General features: G+C 61.3%; 23 protein-coding genes. 14 read left to right on the top strand and 9 right to left on the bottom strand.

Features of this window, described 5'->3' with window-relative positions; translation table 11 throughout:
• Positions 1-71: 71 nt before the first annotated feature.
• From ACU8HS_RS23755 to ACU8HS_RS23740, 4 genes are all read right to left on the bottom strand, one after another.
• Positions 72-1,100: an ABC transporter ATP-binding protein gene (locus ACU8HS_RS23755; protein WP_447016340.1), complete on the bottom strand. Its 1,029-nt coding sequence runs from the start codon at positions 1,098-1,100 to the stop codon at positions 72-74.
• A gap of 12 nt (positions 1,101-1,112) precedes the next feature.
• A complete protein-coding gene (locus tag ACU8HS_RS23750; protein WP_447016339.1) occupies positions 1,113-1,943 on the bottom strand; it encodes a carbohydrate ABC transporter permease in 831 nt (276 codons plus the stop codon).
• On the bottom strand, positions 1,943-2,929 hold the full coding sequence (locus ACU8HS_RS23745; RefSeq protein WP_112570603.1) for a carbohydrate ABC transporter permease: 987 nt from the start codon (positions 2,927-2,929) through the stop codon (positions 1,943-1,945). Before ACU8HS_RS23745 ends, ACU8HS_RS23750 begins: the two co-directional genes overlap by 1 nt.
• 85 nt (positions 2,930-3,014) lie before the next feature.
• Complete coding sequence (locus ACU8HS_RS23740) at positions 3,015-4,280, bottom strand: ABC transporter substrate-binding protein (RefSeq protein WP_112570601.1); 1,266 nt, start codon at positions 4,278-4,280, stop codon at positions 3,015-3,017.
• 302 nt (positions 4,281-4,582) lie between these two features.
• Between ACU8HS_RS23740 and ACU8HS_RS23735 the strand changes: the two genes are divergently transcribed.
• Complete coding sequence (locus ACU8HS_RS23735) at positions 4,583-5,608, top strand: substrate-binding domain-containing protein (RefSeq protein WP_112703345.1); 1,026 nt, start codon at positions 4,583-4,585, stop codon at positions 5,606-5,608.
• A 22-nt stretch (positions 5,609-5,630) separates the two neighbouring features.
• Here ACU8HS_RS23735 and ACU8HS_RS23730 read toward each other — a convergent pair whose 3' ends face one another.
• Positions 5,631-6,329, bottom strand: coding sequence for a GntR family transcriptional regulator (locus ACU8HS_RS23730; RefSeq protein WP_113497351.1), 699 nt, complete (start codon positions 6,327-6,329; stop codon positions 5,631-5,633).
• 83 nt (positions 6,330-6,412) lie between these two features.
• Here ACU8HS_RS23730 and ACU8HS_RS23725 point away from each other — a divergent pair, with 83 nt between their 5' ends.
• From ACU8HS_RS23725 to ACU8HS_RS23705, 5 genes are read left to right on the top strand one after another with little or no spacing between them, the layout of a single operon-like run.
• Complete coding sequence (locus tag ACU8HS_RS23725) at positions 6,413-7,414, top strand: Ldh family oxidoreductase (RefSeq protein ID WP_447016338.1); 1,002 nt, start codon at positions 6,413-6,415, stop codon at positions 7,412-7,414.
• A 20-nt stretch (positions 7,415-7,434) separates the two neighbouring features.
• On the top strand, positions 7,435-8,685 hold the full coding sequence (locus tag ACU8HS_RS23720) for an iron-containing alcohol dehydrogenase (RefSeq protein ID WP_377312693.1): 1,251 nt from the start codon (positions 7,435-7,437) through the stop codon (positions 8,683-8,685).
• A 2-nt stretch (positions 8,686-8,687) separates the two neighbouring features.
• Positions 8,688-10,166, top strand: a complete 1,479-nt coding sequence (locus tag ACU8HS_RS23715; RefSeq protein WP_447016337.1) for an NAD-dependent succinate-semialdehyde dehydrogenase — start codon at positions 8,688-8,690, stop codon at positions 10,164-10,166.
• Positions 10,167-10,188: 22 nt separating this feature from the next.
• Positions 10,189-11,301: a mandelate racemase/muconate lactonizing enzyme family protein gene (locus ACU8HS_RS23710; protein WP_447016336.1), complete on the top strand. Its 1,113-nt coding sequence runs from the start codon at positions 10,189-10,191 to the stop codon at positions 11,299-11,301.
• 32 nt (positions 11,302-11,333) lie between these two features.
• Complete coding sequence (locus ACU8HS_RS23705; RefSeq protein ID WP_112755133.1) at positions 11,334-12,950, top strand: ABC transporter substrate-binding protein; 1,617 nt, start codon at positions 11,334-11,336, stop codon at positions 12,948-12,950.
• Between the two features lie 38 nt (positions 12,951-12,988).
• Here the strand turns inward: ACU8HS_RS23705 and ACU8HS_RS23700 are convergent, their stop codons facing one another.
• Positions 12,989-13,780, bottom strand: coding sequence for a phenylalanine 4-monooxygenase (locus tag ACU8HS_RS23700; RefSeq protein ID WP_112570586.1), 792 nt, complete (start codon positions 13,778-13,780; stop codon positions 12,989-12,991).
• 119 nt (positions 13,781-13,899) lie between these two features.
• On the opposite strand from ACU8HS_RS23700, the gene ACU8HS_RS23695 reads away from it, so the two are divergent.
• Positions 13,900-14,361 carry an Lrp/AsnC family transcriptional regulator gene (locus ACU8HS_RS23695; RefSeq protein ID WP_112703350.1) on the top strand — a complete coding sequence of 154 codons (462 nt, stop codon included), beginning with the start codon at positions 13,900-13,902 and terminating at the stop codon, positions 14,359-14,361.
• A gap of 28 nt (positions 14,362-14,389) precedes the next feature.
• Here the strand turns inward: ACU8HS_RS23695 and ACU8HS_RS23690 are convergent, their stop codons facing one another.
• Positions 14,390-14,890: an Lrp/AsnC family transcriptional regulator gene (locus ACU8HS_RS23690; RefSeq protein ID WP_112755135.1), complete on the bottom strand. Its 501-nt coding sequence runs from the start codon at positions 14,888-14,890 to the stop codon at positions 14,390-14,392.
• A 128-nt stretch (positions 14,891-15,018) separates the two neighbouring features.
• Between ACU8HS_RS23690 and hppD the strand changes: the two genes are divergently transcribed.
• The 5 genes from hppD to gfa all read left to right on the top strand — a co-directional run bounded on the left by hppD (position 15,019) and on the right by gfa (position 20,040).
• Positions 15,019-16,128 carry a 4-hydroxyphenylpyruvate dioxygenase gene (gene hppD / locus ACU8HS_RS23685; RefSeq protein ID WP_447016335.1) on the top strand — a complete coding sequence of 370 codons (1,110 nt, stop codon included), beginning with the start codon at positions 15,019-15,021 and terminating at the stop codon, positions 16,126-16,128.
• A gap of 68 nt (positions 16,129-16,196) precedes the next feature.
• Entirely contained in the window at positions 16,197-17,558 is a 1,362-nt protein-coding gene (hmgA, locus tag ACU8HS_RS23680; protein WP_112570582.1) for a homogentisate 1,2-dioxygenase, read from the top strand.
• A 47-nt stretch (positions 17,559-17,605) separates the two neighbouring features.
• Positions 17,606-18,634, top strand: coding sequence for a fumarylacetoacetate hydrolase family protein (locus tag ACU8HS_RS23675; RefSeq protein WP_113413319.1), 1,029 nt, complete (start codon positions 17,606-17,608; stop codon positions 18,632-18,634).
• Complete coding sequence (maiA, locus tag ACU8HS_RS23670; protein WP_113413318.1) at positions 18,627-19,259, top strand: maleylacetoacetate isomerase; 633 nt, start codon at positions 18,627-18,629, stop codon at positions 19,257-19,259. The genes ACU8HS_RS23675 and maiA overlap by 8 nt, the downstream gene beginning before the upstream one ends.
• Before the next feature lie 208 nt (positions 19,260-19,467).
• Positions 19,468-20,040 (top strand): S-(hydroxymethyl)glutathione synthase, encoded by a 573-nt coding sequence (gfa, locus tag ACU8HS_RS23665; RefSeq protein WP_112570579.1) that lies wholly within the window; start codon positions 19,468-19,470, stop codon positions 20,038-20,040.
• Positions 20,041-20,191: 151 nt separating this feature from the next.
• Here the strand turns inward: gfa and ACU8HS_RS23660 are convergent, their stop codons facing one another.
• Positions 20,192-20,839 carry a TetR/AcrR family transcriptional regulator gene (locus ACU8HS_RS23660; RefSeq protein WP_112570577.1) on the bottom strand — a complete coding sequence of 216 codons (648 nt, stop codon included), beginning with the start codon at positions 20,837-20,839 and terminating at the stop codon, positions 20,192-20,194.
• A 135-nt stretch (positions 20,840-20,974) separates the two neighbouring features.
• Between ACU8HS_RS23660 and ACU8HS_RS23655 the strand changes: the two genes are divergently transcribed.
• Positions 20,975-22,183: an HlyD family secretion protein gene (locus tag ACU8HS_RS23655; protein ID WP_447016334.1), complete on the top strand. Its 1,209-nt coding sequence runs from the start codon at positions 20,975-20,977 to the stop codon at positions 22,181-22,183.
• 23 nt (positions 22,184-22,206) lie between these two features.
• Positions 22,207-23,796 (top strand): DHA2 family efflux MFS transporter permease subunit, encoded by a 1,590-nt coding sequence (locus ACU8HS_RS23650; protein ID WP_113497332.1) that lies wholly within the window; start codon positions 22,207-22,209, stop codon positions 23,794-23,796.
• Between the two features lie 68 nt (positions 23,797-23,864).
• Here the strand turns inward: ACU8HS_RS23650 and ACU8HS_RS23645 are convergent, their stop codons facing one another.
• Positions 23,865-24,938 carry an LLM class flavin-dependent oxidoreductase gene (locus ACU8HS_RS23645; RefSeq protein ID WP_447016333.1) on the bottom strand — a complete coding sequence of 358 codons (1,074 nt, stop codon included), beginning with the start codon at positions 24,936-24,938 and terminating at the stop codon, positions 23,865-23,867.
• Positions 24,939-24,945 lie beyond the last annotated feature (7 nt).

Raw genomic sequence — 24,945 nt, 5'->3', positions numbered from 1 at the left:
TCTGCTCCTTCATGCGATTGGCGGACCCGAACCGGTGGGAGACGGTCGGGTCCTGTTTGTTTGGTGGCTGGTCAGGCTGCGCCCTTGAAGGGAACCCTTTCGAGGGCGCGTCCGGATTGGTCGAAACGGTGAACGCGATCTCCGACCGGCGACACGCCCAGCCGCTGGCCGGGCTGGTGGCTCGATACGCCGGTTTCGCGAACGACGAGCGGCTCGTCCGAGCCGATGTCGAGATAGACAAAACTATCCGAGCCAAGGATCTCCGAGTGGATAACGGTGCCGGTCCAGGCGGGTTCCCGATCTGCAAACTCGATATGTTCGGCCCGTACCCCGATCGTGTGGGCATTGTAGGGAGCCGCGAACGGCCCGGAGAGGAAATTCATCTTCGGCGAGCCGATGAAGCCGGCGACGAAGACGGAATTCGGGGTCTCGTAAAGTTCGATCGGCGTTCCGACCTGTTCGACGACGCCGTCGCGCAGCACGCAGATACGGTCGGCAAGCGTCATGGCCTCGACCTGATCATGGGTGACGTAGATCATCGTCGTGTCGTGCATGCTGCGGTGAAGCTTGGCGATCTCCAGGCGCGTGGCGACGCGCAGGGCCGCGTCCAGATTGGACAGGGGTTCGTCAAAGAGGAAGACCCTCGGGTCCCGAACGATGGCGCGCCCGATGGCGACGCGCTGGCGCTGGCCGCCCGAAAGCTGGCGCGGCAGGCGCTCCAGATAGGGCGAGAGCTGCAGCATGCCGGCCGCCTGCTCGACTCGCGCCTTGCATTCCTCCCTGGTGCGGCCGGAGAGCTTCATGCCGAAGGCCATGTTGTCGAAGACCGTCATATGCGGATAGAGCGCATAGGACTGGAAGACCATGGCGATGCCGCGCTTCGACGGGGAAAGACGATTGACGGGCTCGCCATCGAAGGAGAGCGTGCCTGAACTGATGTCCTCCAGCCCCGAGATCAGGCGCAGCAAGGTGGACTTGCCGCAACCGGACGGGCCGACGAAAACCATGAACTCGCCTCTGCGGATGTCCATTGTCACGCCCTTGATGACTTCGAACGCGCCGAAGCTCTTGCGGATATTGTCTAGTCTGATCTGTGCCATATCTCGCTTTCCTCAGCCTTTGACGCCGCCGGCGGTCAGCCCGGAAATGATCCGGCGTTGAAAAATAAGAACAAGGACGACGACGGGTACGGTGACGATGACCGATGCCGCCATGATGTTGCCCCAGGGGATCTCGAACTGGCTGCCGCCCGAGAGCAGGGCGATCGCCACCGGCACCGTCCGCTGAGCGTCCGACGAGGTGAACGTCAGGGCAAACAGGAATTCGTTCCAGGCCGTGATGAAGGCAAGCAGCCCGGTGGTGACAAGGGCCGGCCACATCAGCGGCATGAAGACTTTCGTGATGACGACCCAGGGTGATGCGCCGTCGACGATCGCAGCTTCCTCGATCTCGACCGGCAGATCCCGCATGAATGTGGTCAGCACCCAGACCGTGAAGGGCAGGGTGAAAATCATGTAGGAGAAGATCAGGGCGAACGGCGTGTTGAAGATGCCGATCCAGCGAATGAGTTCAAAGAGCCCTGCGAGCACCGCAATCTGCGGAAACATCGAAACCGAGAGGATGGTCAGCATCAGGAGCGCGCGACCCCGGAAATGCACGCGGGCAAGCGCGTAGGATGCGGTGACGGCAAGCAGCAGCGAAGCGGCAACCACGAGGCATGCGATGAACAGCGAATTGCCGAGGCTGCGGATGAAACTGCCTGTCGTCAACACGCCGCTATAATTTTCCAGCGAGATCGAGGTCGGCCAGTAGGTGACCTCGAAGAGAGCCGTGCCGGCTTTGAAGCTCGTGAGAATCGCGTAGTAGAAAGGGAAGACCGCGATGACGACGATGACCGCGACCAGAAGATAGAAGAGCGTATTCTTGGTGGCTGTAAGCAGCATCAGCGTTCGCCTCCGCCGAGATTGACGCGGCCGAGCCAGATGTAGAGCACGGTGACCGACGCGATGATGAGAAAGAGGACGGTAGAGGCGGTTGCGCCATAGGCGAACTTGTCGAAGTCGAAGAGGTTCTCGCGCGCCATGACCGACATGGTTTTGGTCTGGGCGTTGTTCGGCGTCAGCACGTAGATCAGGTCGAAGATGCGCATGGCATCGAGCATGCGGAAAATCACCGCGACCATGATGGCCGGGCGGATCAGCGGCAGGGTCAGACGCCAGAACACCTTGATGGGGTTGACGCCGTCGATCTTTGCGGCTTCGTAAATATCGGCTGGAACCATCTGCAGGGCGGCAAGGATCAGCAGCGCCATGAAGGGCGTCGTCTTCCAGACATCGACGATCAGAACGGCGATCATCGCGGTATTGGGATCTGCCGTCCACGCAATCTTCTGGCTGATGAGCCCGAGGCTCAGAAACATGTCGTTGAGGATGCCGAACTGGTCATTGAGCATCCAGGCCCACATTTTCGCCGAGACGATCGTCGGGATCGCCCAGGGAATAAGGATGGCGGCACGAACGATGCCGCGGCCGACGAATTGCGCGTTCAGTACAAGGGCAACGATAAGGCCGAGCGCGGTTTCGATCGTCACCGACAACAGCGTGAACTTCGCCGTGTTCCAGACCGCCCCCCACCATGCGGGATCGGCCAGCAATCCTCTGTAGATCGTGCGGCCGCTCTTCAGCGTGACCCAGGAGAGGTAATTGTCGAAACCGACGAACCGGGCATCGCCGAGGTTCGTCAGCGACGCATTGGTGAAGCTGAAATATATGGTGCGAAACAGCGGCCAGCCGGCAACGATGGCCAGGATCAGCAGGGTCGGAGCCAGGAAGATCCAGGCGGAACGGACGCGTTCCGAGCGCAGATCCGAAGAGATCGCTTTGGTGCGCGCGCCTGTGCTCAGATTTTGGGAAACTGCAACTTCACTCATGGAATATCCGCTTCATGAGACGATCGACGACGGCGTTATCGAAAGCGGCAGCCACGGTGGATTCCGCCGCTGCCGCTTCGATCTGTTACCAGCCGCTGCCTTGCAGCGTCGTCAGATCGGCTTCGAGAAGCTCAAGGTTTTCTTCGGCCGTACCGTTGCCGGAGAGCGTATTGTGGACGGCGGTCCAGAACTTGGCGGAAACTTCGTTATATTTGACCTTGGCAACCGCCGACGGGCGCGGCACGGCGTTTTCGAAGATCGGCTTCCAGTTCGGCATGAACGGCTGCGCGGCGGCAATGTCCTTGTCGTCGTAAAGCGCCGAGAGGGTCGGCAGGTTGGAAAGCTCGATGGCGCGCTGCTTCTGGCTGTCCTTCGACGTCAGGAACTTGACGAGTTCGATCGCCGCATCCGGGTTCTTCGAGTATTTCGAGACGGCGAGGTTCCAGCCGCCCAGCGTGGAGGAGGGCTTGTCGCCTTCTGCGGCAACGGGAAGCGTGGTCACGTCGAACTTGCCCTTGACCGGGCTGTCGGCGCCGTTGCCCAGCGCGTAGGCATAGGGCCAGTTGCGCATGAAGACGGCGTTGCCGGTCTGCCAGACGCCGCGGGATTCTTCTTCCTGATAGGCAAGCACGCCGCTCGGCGAAATCGTGCCGACCCAGCCCTTGGCGCGATTGAGCGCTGCCGCTGCCTTCTCGTTGTTGATCGAAATCGTGCCGTCGGTCTCGATGATCTGGCCGCCGCCCGAGGACTTGACCCATTCAAGCGCATCGCAGGTCAGGCCCTCATAGGCGTTGCCCTGGAAGACGTAGCCCCACAGGTCCTTCTGGCCGGCGGCGCGTTCCTTTTCCTGGATTTCCTTGGCGGTTGCCTCCATCTCGTCCCAGGTCTTCGGCGGCTGCTTGCCGTATTTCTCAAGCAGGTCCTTGCGGTAGAAGAGAGCCGGCGCGTCCGTATAGAGCGGCAACGCGACGAGGCGACCGTTGACGGTCTGGGAGGCGACGATTGCCGGGAAGAAGTCGCCAACGACATCCTTCGTGGCATCCTTCAGGTCGACGAACTGGTCGGCCAGCTGCGGCGCCCAGATGACGTCGGTCTGGTAGACATCGACATCCGTGTTGCCGGCTGCGAGCCACAGCCGGTACTGCGAAAACTGTTCCGTCGACGAGGACGGCATGGTCACGATCTTGACCTTGTTGCCGGTCGCCTTCTCGAAAACATCGAGCTGCTTGCGGAATAGCTCAAGGTTCTTGCCGGTGGAACTTGCCGATATGCTGATCTCGGCGGCGTAGGACGGTACGGTCGCGCCAATAAGCGCGGCCGCGACGGCGGCCGCTGTGAAACAAAACTTCATTTTCTCCTCCCAAAGGACCAAATTGAAATCGATTTGGCTGATGAAAAACTGTCAGAAGCTCCATACCATGTCAAGGGAGGGCTTCAGATGGGATCTGCGTCTGTGCGTAAGTAAGAAATATTGTTTAAAATCAATGTGCGTCGCGAATGTAAGCGGTTCTGTAACTGCGGATTTGCTTATCTTGGCCGGCGCCAAAATTGAAATCGATTTGAGAAAATATAGTCGACGGCTTAAAATGTGGAATTCGCGGCGCCGATGGTATAGATGCCCGGCAGCGCAGGCGATGAAAGTTATTTCGGTCAATGAAACTCAAGGAATTCGCAAAACAACTTGGACTGTCCCCGACGACCGTCAGTCGTGCGCTCAGCGGCTATCCAGAGGTCAGCGAGGTGACGCGCGCCCGCGTCGTCCAGGAGGCGGTGCGGTTGGGCTACCGGCCGAACGTCAATGCGGTCAGGCTGAAAACGGGCCGCGTTGGCGCCATTGGCGTCGTCATGGGGCGCGCCGGCGAGTTTCATTTCGCGGAATTCATGGCCGGAATGGCGGAACGTCTTATCACGGAAGACACCGATATTCTGGTCATACCGATGGCCAATCCCGAACATGATGCCGAGATGCAGCTCTACAGGCGGCTGGCGGAAAGTCAGCGGGTGGATGCGATCATCGTGCATTCGCCTCGTCCCAATGACCAGCGCATCGCCTTGCTGCACGAGCTGGGAATGCCGTTCCTCGTTCACGGCCGTTCGGACATCGACGTGCCGCATCCCTGGCTTGATATCGACAACGAGGGGGCGGTACGCCGGGCGACGTCGCATCTGATCGATCTCGGTCATACAAGGATTGCGATGATCAACGGCCGCGAGGGCGCGACCTATGCGCTGCATCGCGATATCGGCTACCGCAGCGCCCTGCAGAGCCGCGGGATCGAAGTCGATCCGCAACTCATCGCCAACGGCAACTTCACCGATGAACTCGGCTTCCGCTTCGCGCGCTCATTTCTCGAACAACCGAAGCGGCCGACCGCGTTCGTCGCGGGATCGATGATGACGGCGCTCGGCATTTACCGGGCTGCGCGCTCCCTGGGGCTGCAGATCGGCAGGGATGTCTCGGTTATCGCTCACGATGACGTTTTTCCCTATCTGACGGCCGACAACATGGCCCCGTCGCTGTCGGCGACCCGGTCGTCGATGCGGGCCGCCGGCACGCGCTGCGCCGATCTCGTCCTGCAGCTCCTGGCCGGGCGCTCGCCGACGGAGATACATGAATTGTGGCCGGTAGAGCTTATCCTGCGCGAGTCCACCGGCCCGGTGCGCATGCCGCAGACGTGAGCGATGGCGGCGGAGCAGCCGTTCAGCCGCCCTGGAAGATCGCCATGAAGCGCGTTCGCGAGCGCAGTATGTGCTCGCGCATTGCGCTTTCGGCGCCTGCCGGGTCTCTTGCCTTGATCGCCCTGATGATCAATGCGTGTTCGGCATTGGCTTCGCTTGTCGCGCGGGAATGAAAGTAGAGCCGGAAAAGATGCACATGCGTGTGCAGCCGGCCAAGTGTCTCGTGGATGAGCGCATTGCCACTTCCAAGCGCAATCAGGTCATGAAACGCTCCGTCGCTCTGCGCAAACTGGCCGTAGGCCAGTCTGGCATCGTCATTGCGAACGGAGCGCATTTCGATATCGATTGCTTCGAGGGAAGCGATCGCCTCCTCGGACATGGCTTCAGCCGCCCTGGCGGCAGCGAAGGGCTCGACGAGCAGCCGCAATTCGTAAAGCTGCTCCAGCCTCTTCTGGTTCAGTTGCGGCGCTGCGCTATAGCCGATCAGGTGCGTCTTGATGACGAGCCCCTGCGCCTCGAGGCGTGAAAGCGCTTCCCGGATCGGCGTCTGCGAAACCCCGAGTTCGCGCACGAGACTATCCACGGATACCCTTCCGCCCGGCGGAATTTTTAGAGACATCAACTGCGAATAGATCGCGTTGTAGACTTCGTCTCCGAGCCGGGGCGGCCGGCGAAGAAGACCCTGCTCACCCGTTCCCACACCTTTCAGCTCTCTTGTCATTCTAAAAATTGCTCCTTGACGCCCAAACTTCTTATCAGCATAGTCCGCCCATCGCAATCAGATATCCGATCGGATTTTATATTGTGGTTATTGTCCAGGCGAATGTGCTGAGACGTGTCGCGGAGGAGGTGCTCCGGCGGGCGGGTGTCGGCGGCGAGCACCGGCGGCAGCAGATTGATCTGCTGATGGAGGCGGACCTGCGGGGCGTCTCTTCTCATGGTCTCTTGCGGCTTGAGCGCATCGTGCACAGGATCCGGAACGGCGTCAGCGATCCCGGCGCGACGGGGCGGCATGTCTGGCGGTCGCCGAGCTTCCTTGCCGTCGATGGAGAGCGTGGGCTGGGTCCTGTCGTTGCCAATCAGGCGCTTGAGGTTTTGAAGCCCCGTGCCCGCGAAAACGGCGTCGCACTCGCGGCGATCACCAATTCAAACCATGTCGGCATGCTCGGATGGTATGCAGAGCGCGTGGCGGAAGCAGGTTTTACGATCATTGCTCTTTCCACCAGCGAAGCGCTTGTCCACCCCTGGGGCGGCAGGATGGCGATGCTCGGGACAAATCCGATTGCCATTGGCATTCCGACCGGCGGCGCGCCTTTCATGATGGACACGGCGACCAGCGTCGTCTCCATGGGCGAGATCCACGATCATGCCAATCGCGGGCAACCAATCCCTCTCGGCTGGGCGATCGACAGCGCCGGCAACCCGACCACGGATGCGAATGCCGCAAAGCAGGGGGCAATCGGTCCCTTCGGGCAGGCCAAGGGTTACGCGCTGGGCCTGGCATTCGAGCTGATCGTCGGCAGTCTTTCCGGGGCGGCCCTCGGACGGGACGTTCGCGGAACCCTCGACGATACCAATGTCTGCAACAAGGGTGACGTCTTCATCGTCATCGACGGTCCAAGGCGCGATCTGCAGGACTATCTGGAGGCGATCCGCCGTCTGCCTCCGGCGGAAGGCTTCGATGAGGTCCTCATCCCCGGCGAGCGTGGAAGAGCCTGTCGCGACAGGCGATTGAGCGAGGGAATCCCGATCGCCGACGAAGTCTGGAACCGCCTGCAGGCGCTCGCCTGCTGCGAAACGGCCTAGCAAAATCGGAGAGAAGGAATTTGTCGCTTTTTGGTACTTTGCGATCCACACGCAACCTGGTTTTCGGCGCAGGCCAACGGGCCGCGTTACCCGGCTATGCGGCAACGCTCGGCCGCAGGGCGCTTGTCGTGACCGACGAACGGTTCAGTGCGCAAGCTGATTTTCAGGCAATTGTCGACGGCTTGAGGAGGGCCGGCGTCGACGTCAAAGTCTTCGACCGGACGATCGCCGAGCTGCCGCTCGACTGCATAAACAGTGCGCTGGAAGCGGGAGCCGCTTTTGGCGCCGACATGGTGATCGGCATTGGCGGCGGCAGCTGCCTGGACGCGGCCAAGGTCGCAGCGCTGCTTCTGACGCATGGCGGGCGCGCTTCGGACTATTACGGCGAGTTCAAGGTTCCCGGTCCGGTCCTGCCGCTCCTGCTGCTGCCCACGACTGCCGGTACCGGCTCGGAGGTGACGCCCGTTGCCGTCATCACCGATCCTGACCGCGCCATCAAGGTCGGTATCGCAAGTCCGCATCTCATCTGCCACACGGCAATCTGCGATCCCGAGCTGACCTATTCCTGCCCGCCGGGCCTGACCGCGGTTTCAGGTGCGGATGCACTGACGCATGCAATCGAAGCCTTCACGACCGTCCGCCGCGAACCGACCGGCAGTATCGTCCACGAGCATGTGTTCCTCGGCAAGAATGCGCTCAGCGATCATTATGCCCTGCTGGCGATTTCACACATCTGCGCCAGCCTGAAGCGCGCCTATGACAACGGCCGGGATATCGAGGCGCGTCAACGCCTAATGTTCGGCGCAACCGCAGCCGGCCTTGCCTTCGGCGTCGCCGGAACCGCCGCTGCGCATGCCGTGCAGTATCCGGTCGGGGCGATGACGCATACCGCTCATGGTGCGGGCGTTGCCGTGATGATGCCCTATGTCATGGAGTTCAATCGAAACCATTGCGAAGCGGAGATCGGCGAAATCGGCCAGGCGATGGGGCTCGACATCGGCGGGCGCTCGGCCGAACAGCAGGCCGACGCCACCATCGATGCGGTGGCGGCACTTTTTGCCAGCATCGGCATTCCAGCGACGATCGCCGATCTCGGAATCGGCAAGGACCAGTTACCGCAGGTGGCCGAGCAGGCGATGGGAAGCGCCCGGCTCATCAAGAACAACCCCCGGCCCCTGGATCTTGCGTCCATGACAGTCCTCGTGGAAGCCGCCTTTGGCGGCAATCGCGATGCTCTGAGGGCTCATTCACGCTCAAGGAAGGCAAGCTGACCATGACCCTCATGGAGAAATTCCCCCCCCAGATCGGGTTCGATCTGCGCCTGGTCCCGACGGACCTGTTCATCAACGGCAAATGGCGTAGCGGAGCGACAGGCAAGCGGCTCGATGTGATCGATCCCTCGACCGGTTCCGTCATCGCGGCTGTTGCCGACGCGTCGATCGACGATGCCGTGGATGCCGTATCGGCAGCACATGCGGCCGGGCCGTCCTGGGCGGCGACGGCGCCGCGCAGGCGTTCGGAAATTCTCAGGCGCTGTTTCGAGCTGATGATCGAGCGCAAGGAGATGCTTGCCGAACTGATCAGCCTGGAAAACGGTAAGACCCTGGCCGATGCCCATGGCGAGGTCGCCTATGCGGCCGAATTCTTTCGCTGGTTTTCGGAAGAGGCCGTGCGGCTCAACGGTGAAATCTCGACGGCGCCGTCAGGCGCCAGCAAGATCATCGTCCAGCATCAGCCGATCGGTGTCGCCGTTCTCGTCACGCCCTGGAATTTTCCAGCCGCCATGGCGACGCGCAAGATTGCCCCGGCGCTTGCCGCCGGCTGCACCTGCGTCTTGAAGCCGGCGACCGAAACCCCGCTGACGGCCTATGCTCTGGCAGCCCTCTATGCCGAAGCCGGCGTGCCTGATGGCGTGGTCAACGTGATCACCACGCAACAATCGGGTCCAGTCGTCAGCAGGATGCTGCACGATCCGCGCGTGCGCAAACTCTCCTTCACGGGCTCCACGGAGGTCGGCCGCAAGCTGCTGCATGAGGCGGCCGATACCGTGATTTCCTGCTCGATGGAGCTTGGCGGCAACGCCCCCTTCATCGTCTTTGACGATGCCGACATCGATGCGGCGATCGAGGGGGCGATGGTCGCCAAGATGCGCAATGGCGGCGAGGCGTGCACGGCGGCAAACCGCTTCTACGTTCACGCCGATGTGGTCGATGAATTTTCCGCAAAACTTGCGGCGCGCATGGGCGCCATGACCGTGGGAGCCGGCTATGACAAGGCCACGCAGTGCGGTCCGGTCATCAATCGGAAAGCGCTCGAGCGCATCGACGATCTCGTTGCCGAGGCTGCCGGACGCGGCGCCAAGGTGCTGACCGGCGGCAAGCTGCTGGAAAGGGATGGCTACTATTTCCCGCCAACCGTCATCCGCGATGTGACCGCCGACGCCAGGATCGTCCGCGAGGAGATCTTCGGGCCGATTGCCGCACTGACCACTTTCACGTCGGAGGAAGAGGTAATCGCCGCTGCGAACGATACCGAATATGGGCTGATTTCCTACGTCTACACCCGCGACCTCGCGCGCGGGCTCAGGGTTTCCGAAAGGCTCGAAGCCGGGATGGTCGGCCTGAATCGCGGCCTTGTATCCGATCCGGCCGCCCCTTTCGGCGGGGTCAAGCAGAGCGGCCTCGGGCGCGAAGGCGCCCACCACGGCATTCTGGAATTTTCGGAGACGAAATACATCGCCGTCACATGGTGACTGAAAGCATTGGGAGGAAATATTGAAGATCACAAAAATCGAACCGTTCCAGCTGGCGCTGGGCGATGGTCCAAATGCGTCGAAGAGTGCCTTCGTCCGTATTGAAACGGAGGACGGCGCATTCGGCATGGGCGAGGCCTCGCCCATGCAGGGCGGCTATGCTTCGCTCGTGGTCATCGCGCGCGACATGGCGCGGTTTCTGATCGGCAAGGACGTTCTTGATCACGTCGTCCTGCTCGACGACCTGTTTCATCGCTGTGTAAAGCTCGGACCGGAGGGGATCACGACCGCCGCCCTTGCCGCACTTGACATCGCGCTCTGGGACCTGAAGGGAAAGCTGTTCAACCAGCCCGTCTACAAATTGCTCGGCGGCGCCTGGAAAACCAGCCTTACCTGCTACTCCTCGATCGGCGGCAATGCGGCACGAACGGTCGACGAGGTGGTTCGCGTCGTTGAAAGGCGCGTGGCCAGGGAAAACCCCGCCGCCGTCAAGATCCGCTGGGATGGCGATCGCAGCCGCCAGGATGTCGATATTCCGGGCGATATCGCCAAGGCGAAAGCCGTGCGAAAGCTGCTCGGCGACGATTTCGTCCTCGGTTTCGATGCCAATAACGGCTACTCCGTCGGTGGCGCCATGCGCGTCGGCCGGGCCTTGGAGGATCTGGGCTACACCTGGTTCGAGGAGCCGGTGCAACATTACAATGTGCGCGCCATGGGCGAAGTGGCGCAACGGCTCGATATCACCGTGTCGGCCGGTGAGCAGACCTACACCTTGCAGGCGCTGCGCGATCTCATCGATGCCGGCGTGCGCATGGTCCAGCCCGACATCGTCAAGATGGGCGGCATAACCGGCATCATGAAATGCGCGGCTATCGCGCATGCCGCCGGCGTCGAGCTCGTCCCGCACCAGACGCAGCCGACAATCGGACATCTCGCCAACATTCACGTGCTCAGCACGATCATGCATTTGGCCAAGCCGGTGGAACTGGCGGACAACTGGGAGAGAGGAGCTTCCGTGTTCGTCAATCCATCGGAGCCAAAGAACGGCCGGTTCGAACTGCCGCAGTCGCCCGGCCTCGGAATGGAATTCGATGCGGCCGAACTGGAGCGGCGCAAGATCGCGATCCAGCATTAGTCCGTCGCAACACTGTCCTTGGGAGGAAGGAAATGAGCGCATCACGCAGAGAGTTTCTGATTCAGTCCGGACTTGCCGTTACGACGGCGGCCGTGGCGTCCGCAATCGGCCTGGACCTCGCCGAGGCGGGCGATGGAGATACGATTTCCATCGCGCTGGCGTCCCGCGCGCCGGTTGGCCTCAATCCGCAGCAGACCGGCCTGAATGGCGGTGACAACTGGGCGATCAACCAGCTTTTCGATACGCTGGTCAAACCGCCGGAGGGGCGTTGGGCCGTCAAGCCGGACGAGTTCCTGCCGAGCATTGCCGAGAGCTGGGAATCGTCGGCGGATGCCAAGACCTGGACCTACAAGATCCGCAAGGGCGTCAAGTTTCACAAGAACTACGGCGAGGTCACGGCCGATGATGTCGTCTTCACCTTTCAGCGGCAGCTCGATCCGAAGCAGGTGACGGCCAACAAGGTGATCTATGCCAATATCGCCAGCTGTGAAGCCGTCGATCCCATGACCGTCCGCTTCACGCTGAAGAGCCCTGATCCGCTCTTCAACGGAAGCTGTGCCTCCACGCTCAGCGTCTCGATCATGTCGAAGAAAGCTTTCGAGGAAAAAGGCGAGGGGTTCAATACCGACGCGATCGGCACCGGTCCGTTTCAGCTTCAATCCTTTGACGCCAATGACGGGCTGCTTCTGACCGCCTTTGCGGAACATTTCGACGGACCGCCGGCAACGCCGAACCTGCGTATCACCTTCATTGCCGATACGACGGCGCGGACGCTCGCCTTCGCTGCCGGGCAGGTGGACATGATCGAAGGCGTGCGCGCCCCGGGCTGGATCGAGACGATGAAGCAGCGTTCGTCGGATACGATCTTCGATGCGACGGCCCCCGGTTCGCACAACACGTTGAACATCAACCTGACGCGCAAACCGCTGGACAATCTGAAAGTCCGCCAGGCGATCCGTTACGCTATCGACAACGCGGCGATTGCCGCCGCCTTCCAGGGCATCGCAAGCCCCATGGTGGGTGTCATCGCTTCGCAGTTTGCAGGTTCCGTAAAGGTCGAGGATCTGCCTCCTGAATTGCAATACAAGCCGGATCCGGCAAAAGCCAAGGCCCTGCTGGCCGAAGCGGGCTTTCCCGGCGGCGTCACAATTCCCTGTTATGTCAGCCAGCGCGAAGACTATGCCTCGATCATGCTGATGATCCAGGAACAGCTGCGCACGGCGGGTATCACGCTCGATCTCAAGATCATCGACCACACGACGTTCCATTCCGACAATCGCCAGGACAAGAACGCACTTGCTCTCTACTCCTCAAGCTTCCCGCCGGTTCCGACGCTGACCCTTGCAACCCAGCTTGCCGCCTCCGCGGAGGTCAAGGCCGACGGCAAGGGTGGCGGCAACTACAGCCATTACGGCGTTGCCATCCCCGGCATCGATGCGCTTCTTGCCAAGGCACAGAACGAGCCCGATTTCGACAAGCGCATTGCCATCATTCAGGAGGCCGAGAAGAAGATACTGACGGACCTGCCGCTGCTCGGGATCATCGCATTGTCTTACGTGATCGCCAGGAACCCGCGTGTCGATATCGGGTACAAGGTCGAGTCGGGACCGGCCTATTGGTCGCTTGCAAAGGCCAAACGTATCGCTTGAGGCAAACTCGCCGCCGCGATCGCGATATCGTCAGCGGCTCATGAAGCCTTGGCTTCGAAACTGGGGGCGAAATCACCCAGCGATTTCGCCTTCAGGATCGCATCGCCGATATCCTGCTCCACGATCGCTTCAAGATCGGCGAAGCTGTCTATGACGTAGTAGATCGGCTGGAGGATATCGATCCGGTACGGTGTTCTGAGCACGGTCATGAGATCGAACGGCCGAAATTCGCAGGCAGTGCCTTCCATTGCCGCCTTTGCCTCGCTCGGCGATGAGACAATCCCTGCGCCGAAGCAGCGGCGGCCCTGCGGCGTATTGATCAGGCCGAATTCGACGGTAAACCAGAAGATGCGGAACAGATGCCATGAATAGCCTTTGCCGAGGCGCATTGCGGTTTCGCCGAAATGGCGGACGAAATTGGCGTAGCTCTGGTTGGTCAGCATCGGGCAATGGCCAAAGACTTCATGGAACAGGTCCGGTTCCTCGATATAGTCAATATGCTCGCGACGGCGCAGGAAGGTTGCGAGCGGGAACTTGCCTTGCGACAGAAGTTCGTAAAAGCGTGAGGGCGGGATGAGCGCGGGCACGCCCTCGACGCCGAAGCCGGTGGTTTCGTTCAGGCGTCTGTTCACATCGAGAAGCTGAGGCACCTTGTCGGGCCTGAGGCCCAGCATTTTGACGCCGTCCAGATATTCGCGGCAGGCCGTGTCGGCGAGCAGCTTCATCTGACGCTGGTAAAGCTCACCCCAGATCGCGTCCTCTTCGGGAGTATAGTCGTACAGACCGTCCGGGCCGGGCAGTTTGGCGGTGTAGCTGCTTTCCTTGGTCATGGTCTGATCCTCCCGGGATGGCGTTTCTGCCATTATCCCCCGCATTTCGAGGATTTTCTTTTCTTTCGTGCTGGCTATTGCCATAGTGGTGGCAAATCTTCCCGAATTTGGCGCATGAAATGAAAGAACCCGGGAATTTTCGCCGCAAGCTTCTGCAGCTCATCCAGGCGGACGGCAGCCTTTCGCTGGCCGACCTGGCGGAAAAGGCCGGCATGTCGCAAAGCTCGGCCTGGCGGAAGCTCCAGGAACTGGAAGCCGACGGCGTTATCCGCAAGCGTGTGACGCTGCTCGATCCCGGAAAGCTCGATCTCAAGCTCTGCGTGATCGCCCATGTGACGCTGGAGGATCATCACGAAGAGGCGGTCGCGTCCTTCGCTTCTGTGGTGCTGGAGCGGCCGGAGATCATGGAGTGCTACGCCCTGTCGGGCGCTTTCGACTATATGCTGAAGATCCGGGCGAGGGACGTGGAAAGCTACGAAGCCTTCATGACCCGCTACCTCATGCGCAACCCCCATGTGCGTACGGTCGTATCGAGCTTTGTGCTGCGCGAGCTGAAATTCTCGACCGAACTGCCGATCTAGATGTCCGTTGCGAGCCCCGACGCTGGCATCACCGCGGGCCGTCGCCATGCCAATGCCCCGGCACGGAGACCGGAAAGCCTTCGAATGTCTTGAGCGTATCGAGAACGATCGACGTCTTCACATGCTGCACCGACTCGTGGGGCAGGAGAACGTCGTTGACGAATTTCGAGAGGTCGGCGAGCCCGCGGGTGGCCACTTTCAGGTGATAGTCCATTTCACCCGTCAGTGCATAGGCTTCGAGAACTTCCGGAAGGCCATTGATCAGTTGCGAAAACCGGCGGGCATTGTCCCTGTTGTGGGTCGCCAGCGTGACGGAAATGACCACGAGCATATCCAGCCCCAGCTTCCGTTGATCCAGATAGGCCCTGTAGCTGCGAATATATCCCTCTGCCTCCAGTCTCGTGCGCCGGCGCGAGCATTGCGAGGGGGAAAGCGCGATCCGCTCCCCCAGTTCGTTATTCGTCAACCGGCCGTCTTTTTGAAGTTCCTGGAGCAGGCGCAAATCCAGTTTGTCGAGCTGTTCATCCATTGCACAAAATCTCCAAAACGCTCACGGACCGTGCATAGTCTCTTCCTGGAACATGAAGAATGCAAGAACTTTGCATGCGTTTTGGGCCACACTTTGCACTGGCGAAGTTCAATTCCCAGGAGGAGAAAATGGGTCCTTTTCCGCACGATGCGCCGCCTTCGGAAATTACGGCCGACAACCCGGCCGGCACCGACGGCTTCGAATTTGTTGAATTCGCCCATCCCGAGCCCGACAAGCTGCGCGAGCTCTTCACCCGCATGGGCTATGTCCCGGTCGCCAGGCACAAGACGAAAGACATCACCGTCTGGCGCCAGGGCGACATCAACTATGTCCTGAATGCGCAAGCCGGCAGCCATGCCGCGCGTTTCGTCGCGGCCCATGGTCCCTGTGCTCCATCGATGGCATGGCGGGTGGTCGATGCCGGACATGCCTTCGATCACGCCGTGTCGAAAGGCGCCGTTCCCTATGAGGGGGACGACAAGGCGCTCGACGTCCCGGCGATCGTCGGCATCGGCGGCTCGCTGCTCTACTTCGTCGATACCTATGGCGCAAAGGGATCGGCATACGATGCCGAGTTCGACTGGCTGGGCGAGCGCAACCCGCATCCTCAGGGCATCGGTTTCTACTATCTCGACCATCTCACCCACAACGTCTTCCGCGGCAACATGGTCAAGTGGTGGGATTTCTACAGAAACCTGTTCAATTTCAAGCAGATCCACTTCTTCGATATCGATGGGCGCATCACCGGTCTGGTGAGCCGCGCCATCACCTCGCCCTGCGGCAAGATCCGCATTCCGCTGAATGAATCGAAGGACGACACGAGCCAGATCGAGGAATATCTGAAGAAATACGGAGGCGAGGGTATCCAGCATATCGCCGTTGGCACGGAAGATATTTACGAGGCCACCGACAGGCTCGCCGACAACGGTCTGCGCTTCATGCCGGGACCGCCGGAAACCTATTACGACATGTCCTATGAGCGCGTGAACGGTCATAGCGAACCTGTCGAACGCATGAAGAGGCACGGTATCCTGATCGATGGCGAAGGCGTGGTGAATGGCGGCATGACGAAAATCCTGCTCCAGATCTTCTCCAAGACCGTCATCGGCCCCATCTTCTTCGAATTCATCCAGCGCAAGGGCGACGAGGGCTTCGGGGAGGGCAATTTCCGTGCGCTCTTCGAGTCGATCGAAGCCGATCAAATCAAGCGTGGTGTCATCCACACTGCGGCGGAGTAAACTCCGGGGCCGCCGCGCGCCTTTGAAAGGCGCGAGGCGCCGTAGCGTTTTCGGGGAGGAATTGCGCAATGGACCAGGCATCGATCCAGACGTCGGAGGCTGAAGCTGCGACGGCAAACAAGCTGAAATATATGCCGGGCTTCGGCAACGACTTCGAGACGGAGTCACTTCCCGGCGCTTTGCCCCAGGGCCAGAACAGCCCTCAGAAATGCAACTACGGCCTTTATGCCGAGCAGCTTTCCGGCTCGCCCTTCACTGCGCCGCGCGGGACGAATGAAAGATCCTGGCTCTATCGCATTCGCCCGAGCGTGCGCCACACCCGCCGCTTCACGAATATGTCCTATCCGCACTGGAAGACCGCGCCTTGCCTGGACGAGCATTCGCTTCCTCTGGGCCAGCTTCGCTGGAGCCCCATCCCCGCGCCGACCGAGACGCTGACGTTTCTGCAGGGGGTGCGGACAATGACGACGGCAGGCGATGTCACGACGCAGGTGGGAATGTCAGCACATGCTTACGCCTTCAACGAGGACATGGTCGACGACTACTTCTTCAACGCCGACGGCGAACTGCTGATCGTGCCGCAGCTTGGCGCCATCAGGGTGTTTACCGAAATGGGCATCATGGACGTGGAGCCCCTGGAAATCTGCCTCATACCCCGCGGCATGATGTTCAAGATTCTCAGAGGCGGCGAGCAGACTGTCTGGCGCGGATATATATGCGAAAATTACGGTGCGAAATTCACGCTGCCGGACCGCGGTCCCATCGGCGCGAACTGCCTGGCAAACCCGCGCGACTTCAAGACACCCGTTGCCGCCTTCGAAGACAAGGAAAAGCCTTGCCGCGTCCATGTGAAGTGGTGCGGAAAATTCTACGTCACCGATATCGGCCACTCGCCGCTTGACGTCGTGGCCTGGCACGGCAACTACGCCCCGTTCAAATATGATCTGCGGACGTTTTCTCCCGTCGGCGCGATCCGCTTCGATCATCCCGATCCGTCGATTTTTTCGGTCCTGACCGCCCCGACCGAGGATGCGGGTACGGCGAATGTCGATTTCGTGATCTTTCCGCCCCGCTGGCTGGTGGCCGAGCATACTTTCCGGCCGCCCTGGTACCACCGCAACATCATGAGCGAATTCATGGGGCTGATCCATGGCCGGTATGATGCCAAGGAAGAGGGCTTCGTCCCCGGCGGCATGAGCCTGCATAACATGATGCTTCCCCACGGGCCGGATGCGCTCGCCTTCGAAAAGGCATCCAATTCCGAACTCAAGCCCGTGAAGCTGGATGACACCATGGCCTTCATGTTCGAGACCCGCTACCCGCAGCAACTGACGAGATATGCCGCCGAGCTTGAAACGCTGCAGGATGATTACCTCGAGTGCTGGGACGGCCTGGAACGCAAGTTCGACGGAACCCCCGGCATCAAATGACGGAATGAACGGAAGATCGTCCGACACCTCTGGCGCGGGAATGGGATATGAAACTTGCAACGTTAAAAGACTCCACGAGGGACGGCCGGCTCGTTGTCGTCTCCCGTGACCTTACCCGCTGTTGTGACGTCGCTCACATTGCCCGCACGTTGCAGGCGGCGCTGGACGACTGGGAGCGGGTGGCTCCAAGACTGGCGCAGGTTGCCGAAAGTATCGAGACCGGAGCCCAGCCGACGATCCGGTTTCACGAGCACGACGCGGCATCGCCTTTGCCGCGGGCCTACCAATGGGCCGACGGCTCGGCCTATCTCAACCATGTTGAATTGGTGCGCAGGGCGCGGGGCGCCGAGATGCCGGCGAGCTTCTGGACCGATCCGCTGATGTATCAAGGCGGTTCGGACGGTTTCCTCGCGCCGCGAGACCCGATCCTGGCGGCTGACGAGACCTGTGGGATCGACATGGAGGGCGAGGTTGCCGTCATCACCGGCGACGTTGCCATGGGTTCCGGTGCGCAGGCAGGGCGCGAGGCCATCCGTCTCGTGATGCTCGTCAACGACGTGTCGCTGCGCGGTCTCATACCGGACGAACTGGCAAAGGGATTTGGCTTCTTCCAGTCCAAGCCGGCATCGGCATTTTCTCCGGTCGCGGTGACGCCGGACGAGCTTGGAGCGTCGTGGCATGACGGCAAAGTGTCTCTGCCGCTGCTTGTGAGCCTGAACGGCAGGGCATTCGGCAAGGCGAATGCCGGCATCGACATGACGTTCGATTTCGGCCAGCTCATCGCTCATGCCGCCAAGACCCGCAATCTGGCGGCAGGGACGATCATCGGTTCGGGAACGGTTTCCAACAAGCTGGATGGTGGAGCGGGCAGGGCGATCGAAGACGGGGGAGACGGCTACTCGTGCATTGCCGAGATCCGCATGATCGAGACGATCGAAACCGGTTCGCCGAAGACGCCGTTCTTGAAGTTCGGGGATCAGGTGCGCATCGAGATGAAGGATCGCGCCGGCCGTTCGATCTTCGGAGCGATCGAGCAGACCGTCGAAAAATACCGGAAGGCAGAGAGCAGTGAATAATGTCGTTCTCTACGACTACTGGAGGTCATCGGCGAGTTATCGGGTCCGCATCGCGCTCAATCTCCTGGCGGTCGACTACAAGACGGTGTCCGTCAACCTGCTGGAGGGAGCGCACAGGAAGCCGGAATATCTGGCGCTCAACCCGCAAGGGTTCGTGCCGACACTGGTGATCGACGGCAAAATTCTGACCCAGTCGCTGGCGATCGTCGAGCATCTGGCCGAGCTTCGGCCGGGATGCGGATTGCTGCCGGCCGATATAGACGATCGTCAGAAAGTGCGCGCCCTCGCCTATGCGGTCGCAATGGACATTCATCCGATATGCAACATGCATGTCGTGGCGCATCTGACGAACCTAACGGACAAGGCTGACGCCCGCGAGGCATGGATGAAGCATTTCATCACGGACGGGCTTCGCAGGCTGGAAGCGATGATCGGCGGCGTCGATGAAGCGTTCAGCTTCGGGGACCGGCCGACGATGGCCGACCTTTGTCTCGTTCCGCAGGTCTACAACGCCCGCCGCTGGGGCGTGGACATGGCCGATTTCAGGCGCATCGTCGCAATCGACGGCAGATGCGCCGAACTGCCGGCCTTCCAGGCCGCCCATCCTGACCGCGTGAAACCTTAGCACAAACCGGAAATCGCGACGTGAAAGGCAGGGCACTACTCGCGCCTGAGCCCATTGCATGGGCAGAAGAGGAGCGCACGATATCGGCGGCGTGGTGATATACTGCACCCAGGAGGAGGTCTCGCGCCGGCCGTGGAGCGGTTTGCGCGACGGCTGAGGGCTTGGCCGCGGCATCCCGCCCCGGCCCAGAAAGGGAAGGAGACAACGCATGAACAATGTAGCGATCCACCCGATCGTGGATTCAGGATACCGGGCGACCGATGCGGCATTTGCCGGTGGTACGCTGGTGTGCAATTGCGCGAGCAATCCGGTGAAGGTCCGCGTCAAGGGCGACATTGCCCACAATCACGCCTGCGGCTGCACCAAATGCTGGAAGCCGAAGGGCGCGGTCTTTTCCGTGGTTGCCGTGGCGCCAACGGCCAATATCGAGGTTCTGGAGAACGGAAGCAAGCTGGCGGTCGTCGATGCGTCCGCACTGATCCAGCGTCATGCCTGCAAGGATTGCGGGGTCCATATGTACGGGCCTGTCGAGCGCGACCATGCCTTCCAGGGCCTGTCCTTCGTCCATCCCGAACGGTTCCAGGAGAAAGGCTGGGCAGCACCCGGCTTTGCCGCCTTCGTATCGTCGATCATCGAAAGTGGTTACGATCCGGGGAAGATGGGCGCCGTACGCTCGCGTCTCAAGGAAGTTGGGCTCGAACCTTACGATTGCCTTTCGCCCGGGCTGATGGATCTCATCGCCACCTGGACGGCGAAAAAGGCGGGGGTTCTTGCGGCCTGATCGGGCGCGATTTCGCCTGACGCCGCCGCGATCGGCGCGGCGGTGTTCCGGCGCGATAGAGCTTCCATGATCGTTCTGTCTCTGCCGCCAGCGGAAAATGCCTGGCATTCCCAGCCGAGCGCATCTTTCGCCGGACATGTTTCCCATGACCCTAAGCGGCACATCCCTTGAGGAAAATATCCGCGCACATTCTCGCCCTTGCGGCGATCTCTTCGATATTGGGCGGCGGCAGCTGGCGCAGCATCGCGGCGCGTTGGGGCTCCATGACCATCATGCCGCGCAGCATGCCGCAGGCGGCGTGCGGGTCCTCGAGCGCGATCAGCCCGCGTTCCACCTGCCGGCGCAGCCAGTTTTCCATCGATGCGTTGGTGCGCATGATCGCCTTCTCGTAGAAGGAGGTGGCGAGCTCGGGAAAGCGATCGGATTCGCCGATGACGAGGCGGGTAATCGTGATCGTGTCCTGCGAAAGCGTCAGCATGCCATAGGCCATCAGCATGCGCTCCAGCCCCTGGCGGAGTTCGGCCGTCGCCAGGCTGCCGGGATCGAGCGCCAGCAGAAAGCGCCCGGTGCGATCCGAGACCATTTCGGAAAACAGATCCGCTTTCGTCGGAAACAGGCGATAGAGCGTCTTGGTCGAAACGCCGGCTTCCTGTGCGATCGCGGCGATGCTGACAGCGGCGTAGCCGTTCTCGTGAAACTGCTTGTTGGCCGCCTCGATCAGCACGCTGCGCGTATCCTCATCACAACGCACCTGCGGCCTGCCACGCGGCTTCTTCTCGATTTTGTGATTTTGGACCATTTTGATTTTCCAAATTCCTGTTGACTTCTCTTTTTTAGTTCATATGTTGGAAAACATCAAGTTTCCTAAATGAGCTTGAACCGGATTTCAAGGCCGCGGCCAAGACGACAGCGACCTTCCACCAGGAGAGAGACGATGTCCGTCAAGACACTGCATGCCCTGAACAGCAACGCTCCGGCCGATGGATCGACCGCCGCAGCGCCGGCCGATGCCTCGCCCGCAACGCTCGATGTCGGCAAGACGCCGCATGTCGCCGATCCCGCTGTCGCAGCCCCCGCCCCAGAGGCTCCAGTGCGCAGGCGCGGCGGCCGTTCGCTGCTGCTTGGGGCCGCCGCCATCGCCATCATCGCTGCCGCTGCCTACTACGGCCACAATTACTGGACGGTCGGCCGCTTCGAGGTTTCGACCGACGATGCCTATGTCAAGGCAGACAGCACGACGGTCGCGCCGAAGGTATCGGGCTATCTTGCCGAAGTTCTTGTCAGCGACAACGAACCGGTCAAGGCCGGCCAGCCGCTCGCCCGGATCGATGACCGCGATTTCCGCACGGCGCTCGATCAGGCAAAGGCCGATGTCGCCGCCGCGCAAGCGACCGTGAATGCCAAACAGGCTTCGCTCGATATTCAGCAGTCGACCATCGCGGCCGCTCGCGCCACGCTCGATGTCGACAAGGCCAACGAGACCTTCGCCGAGCAGAACAACAAGCGCTACACCAACCTCGCCACCAGCGGTTACGCCCCGGTCCAGACGGCCCAGCAGGCGGCTTCCGCGATTGCGGCCGCTCAGGCGACGATCGTTCGCGACACGGCGGCCCTCGACGCCGCCACCAAGCAGGTCGATCTTCTGAACGCCGAGCTTGCCCAGGCCAAGGCGACGCTTGCCCATGACCAGGCGGTCGCGCGGCAGGCCGAGCTCAATCTCTCCTATGCGACCATCATTGCGCCGGTCGACGGCACCGTCGGCAACCGCACGCTGCGTGTCGGCCAGTATGTCCAGGCCGGCACCCAGCTGATGGCCGTGGTACCGACGACGGCCGCCTATATCGTCGCCAACTACAAGGAAACGCAGCTGACCGATGTGCATGCCGGCCAGCCTGTCGCCATCGAGGTCGATATGTTCCCGGGCCGCACCTATCACGGCCATGTCGACAGCCTGTCGCCGGCCAGCGGCCAGGAATTTGCGCTGCTGCCGCCCGACAATGCCACCGGCAACTTTACCAAGGTCGTCCAGCGCATTCCGGTGAAGATCGTTCTTGATGGCGATGCGGCCGAAAAGGGCGATTTGCGCCCCGGTATGTCCGTCCAGCCGAGCATCGACACCAAGGCCGATGCCGCCAGCAATTGAGCGAAAGGGCAGGAGATCGTGTCATGTCCGCTATCGCAGCAACATCAGGCGCCATACCGCAGCCGCGTGCCAGCGCCAGCACCAGGGATTGGATCGCCGTTCTCGCCGGCATGATCGGCGCCTTTATGGCGATCCTCAATATTCAGATCACCAATGCCTCGCTTCTGGATATCGAGGGCGGCATCGGCACGGGCGTCGATAACGGCGCCTGGATTTCCACGTCCTACCTGATCGGCGAGATCGTCGTCATTCCCCTGACGGCCTATTTCAGCAATGTCTTCTCCTTCCGCCGCTACATCCTCGTCAATTCCATCCTGTTCCCGCTTTTCTCGATGGCCTGCGCCTTCGCGCACGATCTCGGCACGATGATCCTGCTGCGCGGTCTGCAGGGCTTTGCCGGCGGCGTGCTCATCCCGATGGCCTTCACCATGGTGCTGACCAAGCTGCCGAAGAACCAGCAGCCGCTCGGCCTTGCCATCTTCGCTCTCTCGGTCACGTTCGCCCCGGCCATCGGCCCGACGATCGGCGGTTATCTGACGGAAAATTACGGCTGGCAGACGATCTTCTTCATCAACACCATCCCGAGCCTCATCATGGCTGCGGCCCTTGCGCTGACGCTCGACAAGCAGCCGATGCAGCTCCGCCTTCTGAAGGAAGGCGACTGGGCCGGCATCATCACCATGGCGATCGGCCTGTCGGCGCTGCAGACCGTGCTTGAAGAGGGCAATAAGGACGACTGGTTCTCCTCGCCTTTCATCGTCAAGCTCAGCATCGTCGCCTTCGTCTTCCTCGCCGCCTTCATCTGGATCGAGCTGACGGTGAAGAAGCCGCTGGTCAAGCTGCGGCTGCTGACACAGCGCAACTTCGGCATCGGCGTGCTGGTCAACGTACTGGTTGGTGTCGCACTCTTCGGTACGGTCTACATCCTGCCGCAATATCTCGGACAGGTGCAGCGCTACAATGCCGAGCAAATCGGCAACGTATTGGCCTGGACGGGTCTGCCGCAACTCCTGCTCATTCCGCTTGTGCCGGTGCTGATGAAGCGTTTCGACGCCCGCTATATCGGCTTTCTCGGCATCTCGATCTTCGCGATCAGCTGCTTCATGAACATCGCCCTTTCGGCCAACAATGCCGGCGACCAGTTCTGGATCCCGAATATCGTGCGTGCCATCGGCCAAGCCCTAGTGCTGACGCCGATCACCGCGATCACCACGGCTGGCATCGCACCGGCAGACGCCGCGGCTGCCTCCGGCCTTACCAATATGCTGCGCAACCTCGGCGGCGCAGTCGGTACCGCTTCGCTCGGCACCATCCTCACGAAGCGCGAGCAGTTCCATTCGAACATCATCGGCCAGTCGATCACGCTGACCCGGGACGAGGTGCGCGACCGCCTGACCCAGCTCACCGGCTATTTCACCCAGCACGGCGTCACCGATCCTGCGGTTGCCTCGCAAAAGGCGGTCGTGGCTCTCGGCCAGATCGTGAAGAAGCAGGCCCTCATCATGGGCTTCAGCGATACGTTTGCCGTGATCGGCGTGGTACTGGCGCTGGCAGCGCTTGCCCTGCTTTTCACGAGGAAGCCGCAGGCCGGCGGTGGCGCGGGCGCTCACTAACATTCCGGATCGATGTGAGACAGGAATACAGGCGCCTGGAGCCTGTATTCCTTTACGTTTTCAATGCGTCACGCAGTCTTCAGAAGCGGCAGCAGCTGCGTACCCTGCCGCTTGATTTCCGAGAGATAGGGCGTGTCCGACAGCACGAAATGGGTGATGCCAAGCGCCTGATATTTGCGCAGCGAGCGGGCGACATCTTGGGCGGAGCCGACCAGCCATGTCGTGCCCGCACCACCCCCACCGAATTTGCCGGGCGTGGTATAGAGATTGTCATCGAGCACTTCGCCGCGCTGGTGCAGATCGAACAGGCGTTGCTGGCCGACGGCAACGGCGCGCTTATGATCATGCCAGCCTTCACCGCTGCTGGCCGCCATTTCGGCAACCTTGGCTTCGGCATCGGCCCAGGCCTGTTCTGTCGTGTCACGCACCAGCGTCGTAATTCTCAATCCGAATTGAAGCGGCGGCAGATCGCGGTCGAGGTCGCGGCTCAGCCGTTTGAGGCGATCGATGCGCTCGCGCACGCCATCCAGCGGCTCTCCCCAGAAGAGCTGCACGTCGGCTTCGGTAGCCGAGACGCGCTCGGCCGCTTCCGATGCGCCGCCGAAATAAAGCTTGGGGTGCAGGCGGTCGCCACGAGCTGCGATGCGCGGCAGGACGGTGGATTCGGCGACCCCGAAATGCTCGCCTGCAAAGGTGACGTTTTCCTCGGTCCACAGCCTGCGCACCAGCCGCATGAACTCCTTGGTGCGCGCATAGCGGTGCGCCTGATCGCCCTCACTGTCGCCATAGGCAGCAAGATTGTCCTTGCCGGAGACGATGTTGACCCGCACGCGTCCGCCGGTGAGATGGTCGAGGGAGGCCGCCGCCGAAGCGAAATTTGCCGGCCGCCAGTAGCCCGGCCGGATCGCGATCAGCGGCTCGAAGCGCGTCGTCCGCGCCGCAAGCGCGGTCGCCACAGTAAAGGTGTCCGGGCGGCCCCAGCCGGTGCCGATGAGCGCGCCTTTCCAGCCATGTTCTTCGAGCGCCCTGGCGTGGCTCGTCAGCGTCTCCAGGCTGTTGTGGTTTTCGACGGCGGAATCGCCGCGATGGCCGGGTTTGACGGCATTGGGGATGTACCAGAGGAATTCCGGATTGCTGCTCATGCGATGC

The organism is Rhizobium sp. KDH_Rht_773_N, from assembly GCF_052946295.1.
The sequence above is the reverse complement of the archived record's forward strand: the minus strand, read 5'-3'. Positions and strand labels throughout refer to the sequence as shown.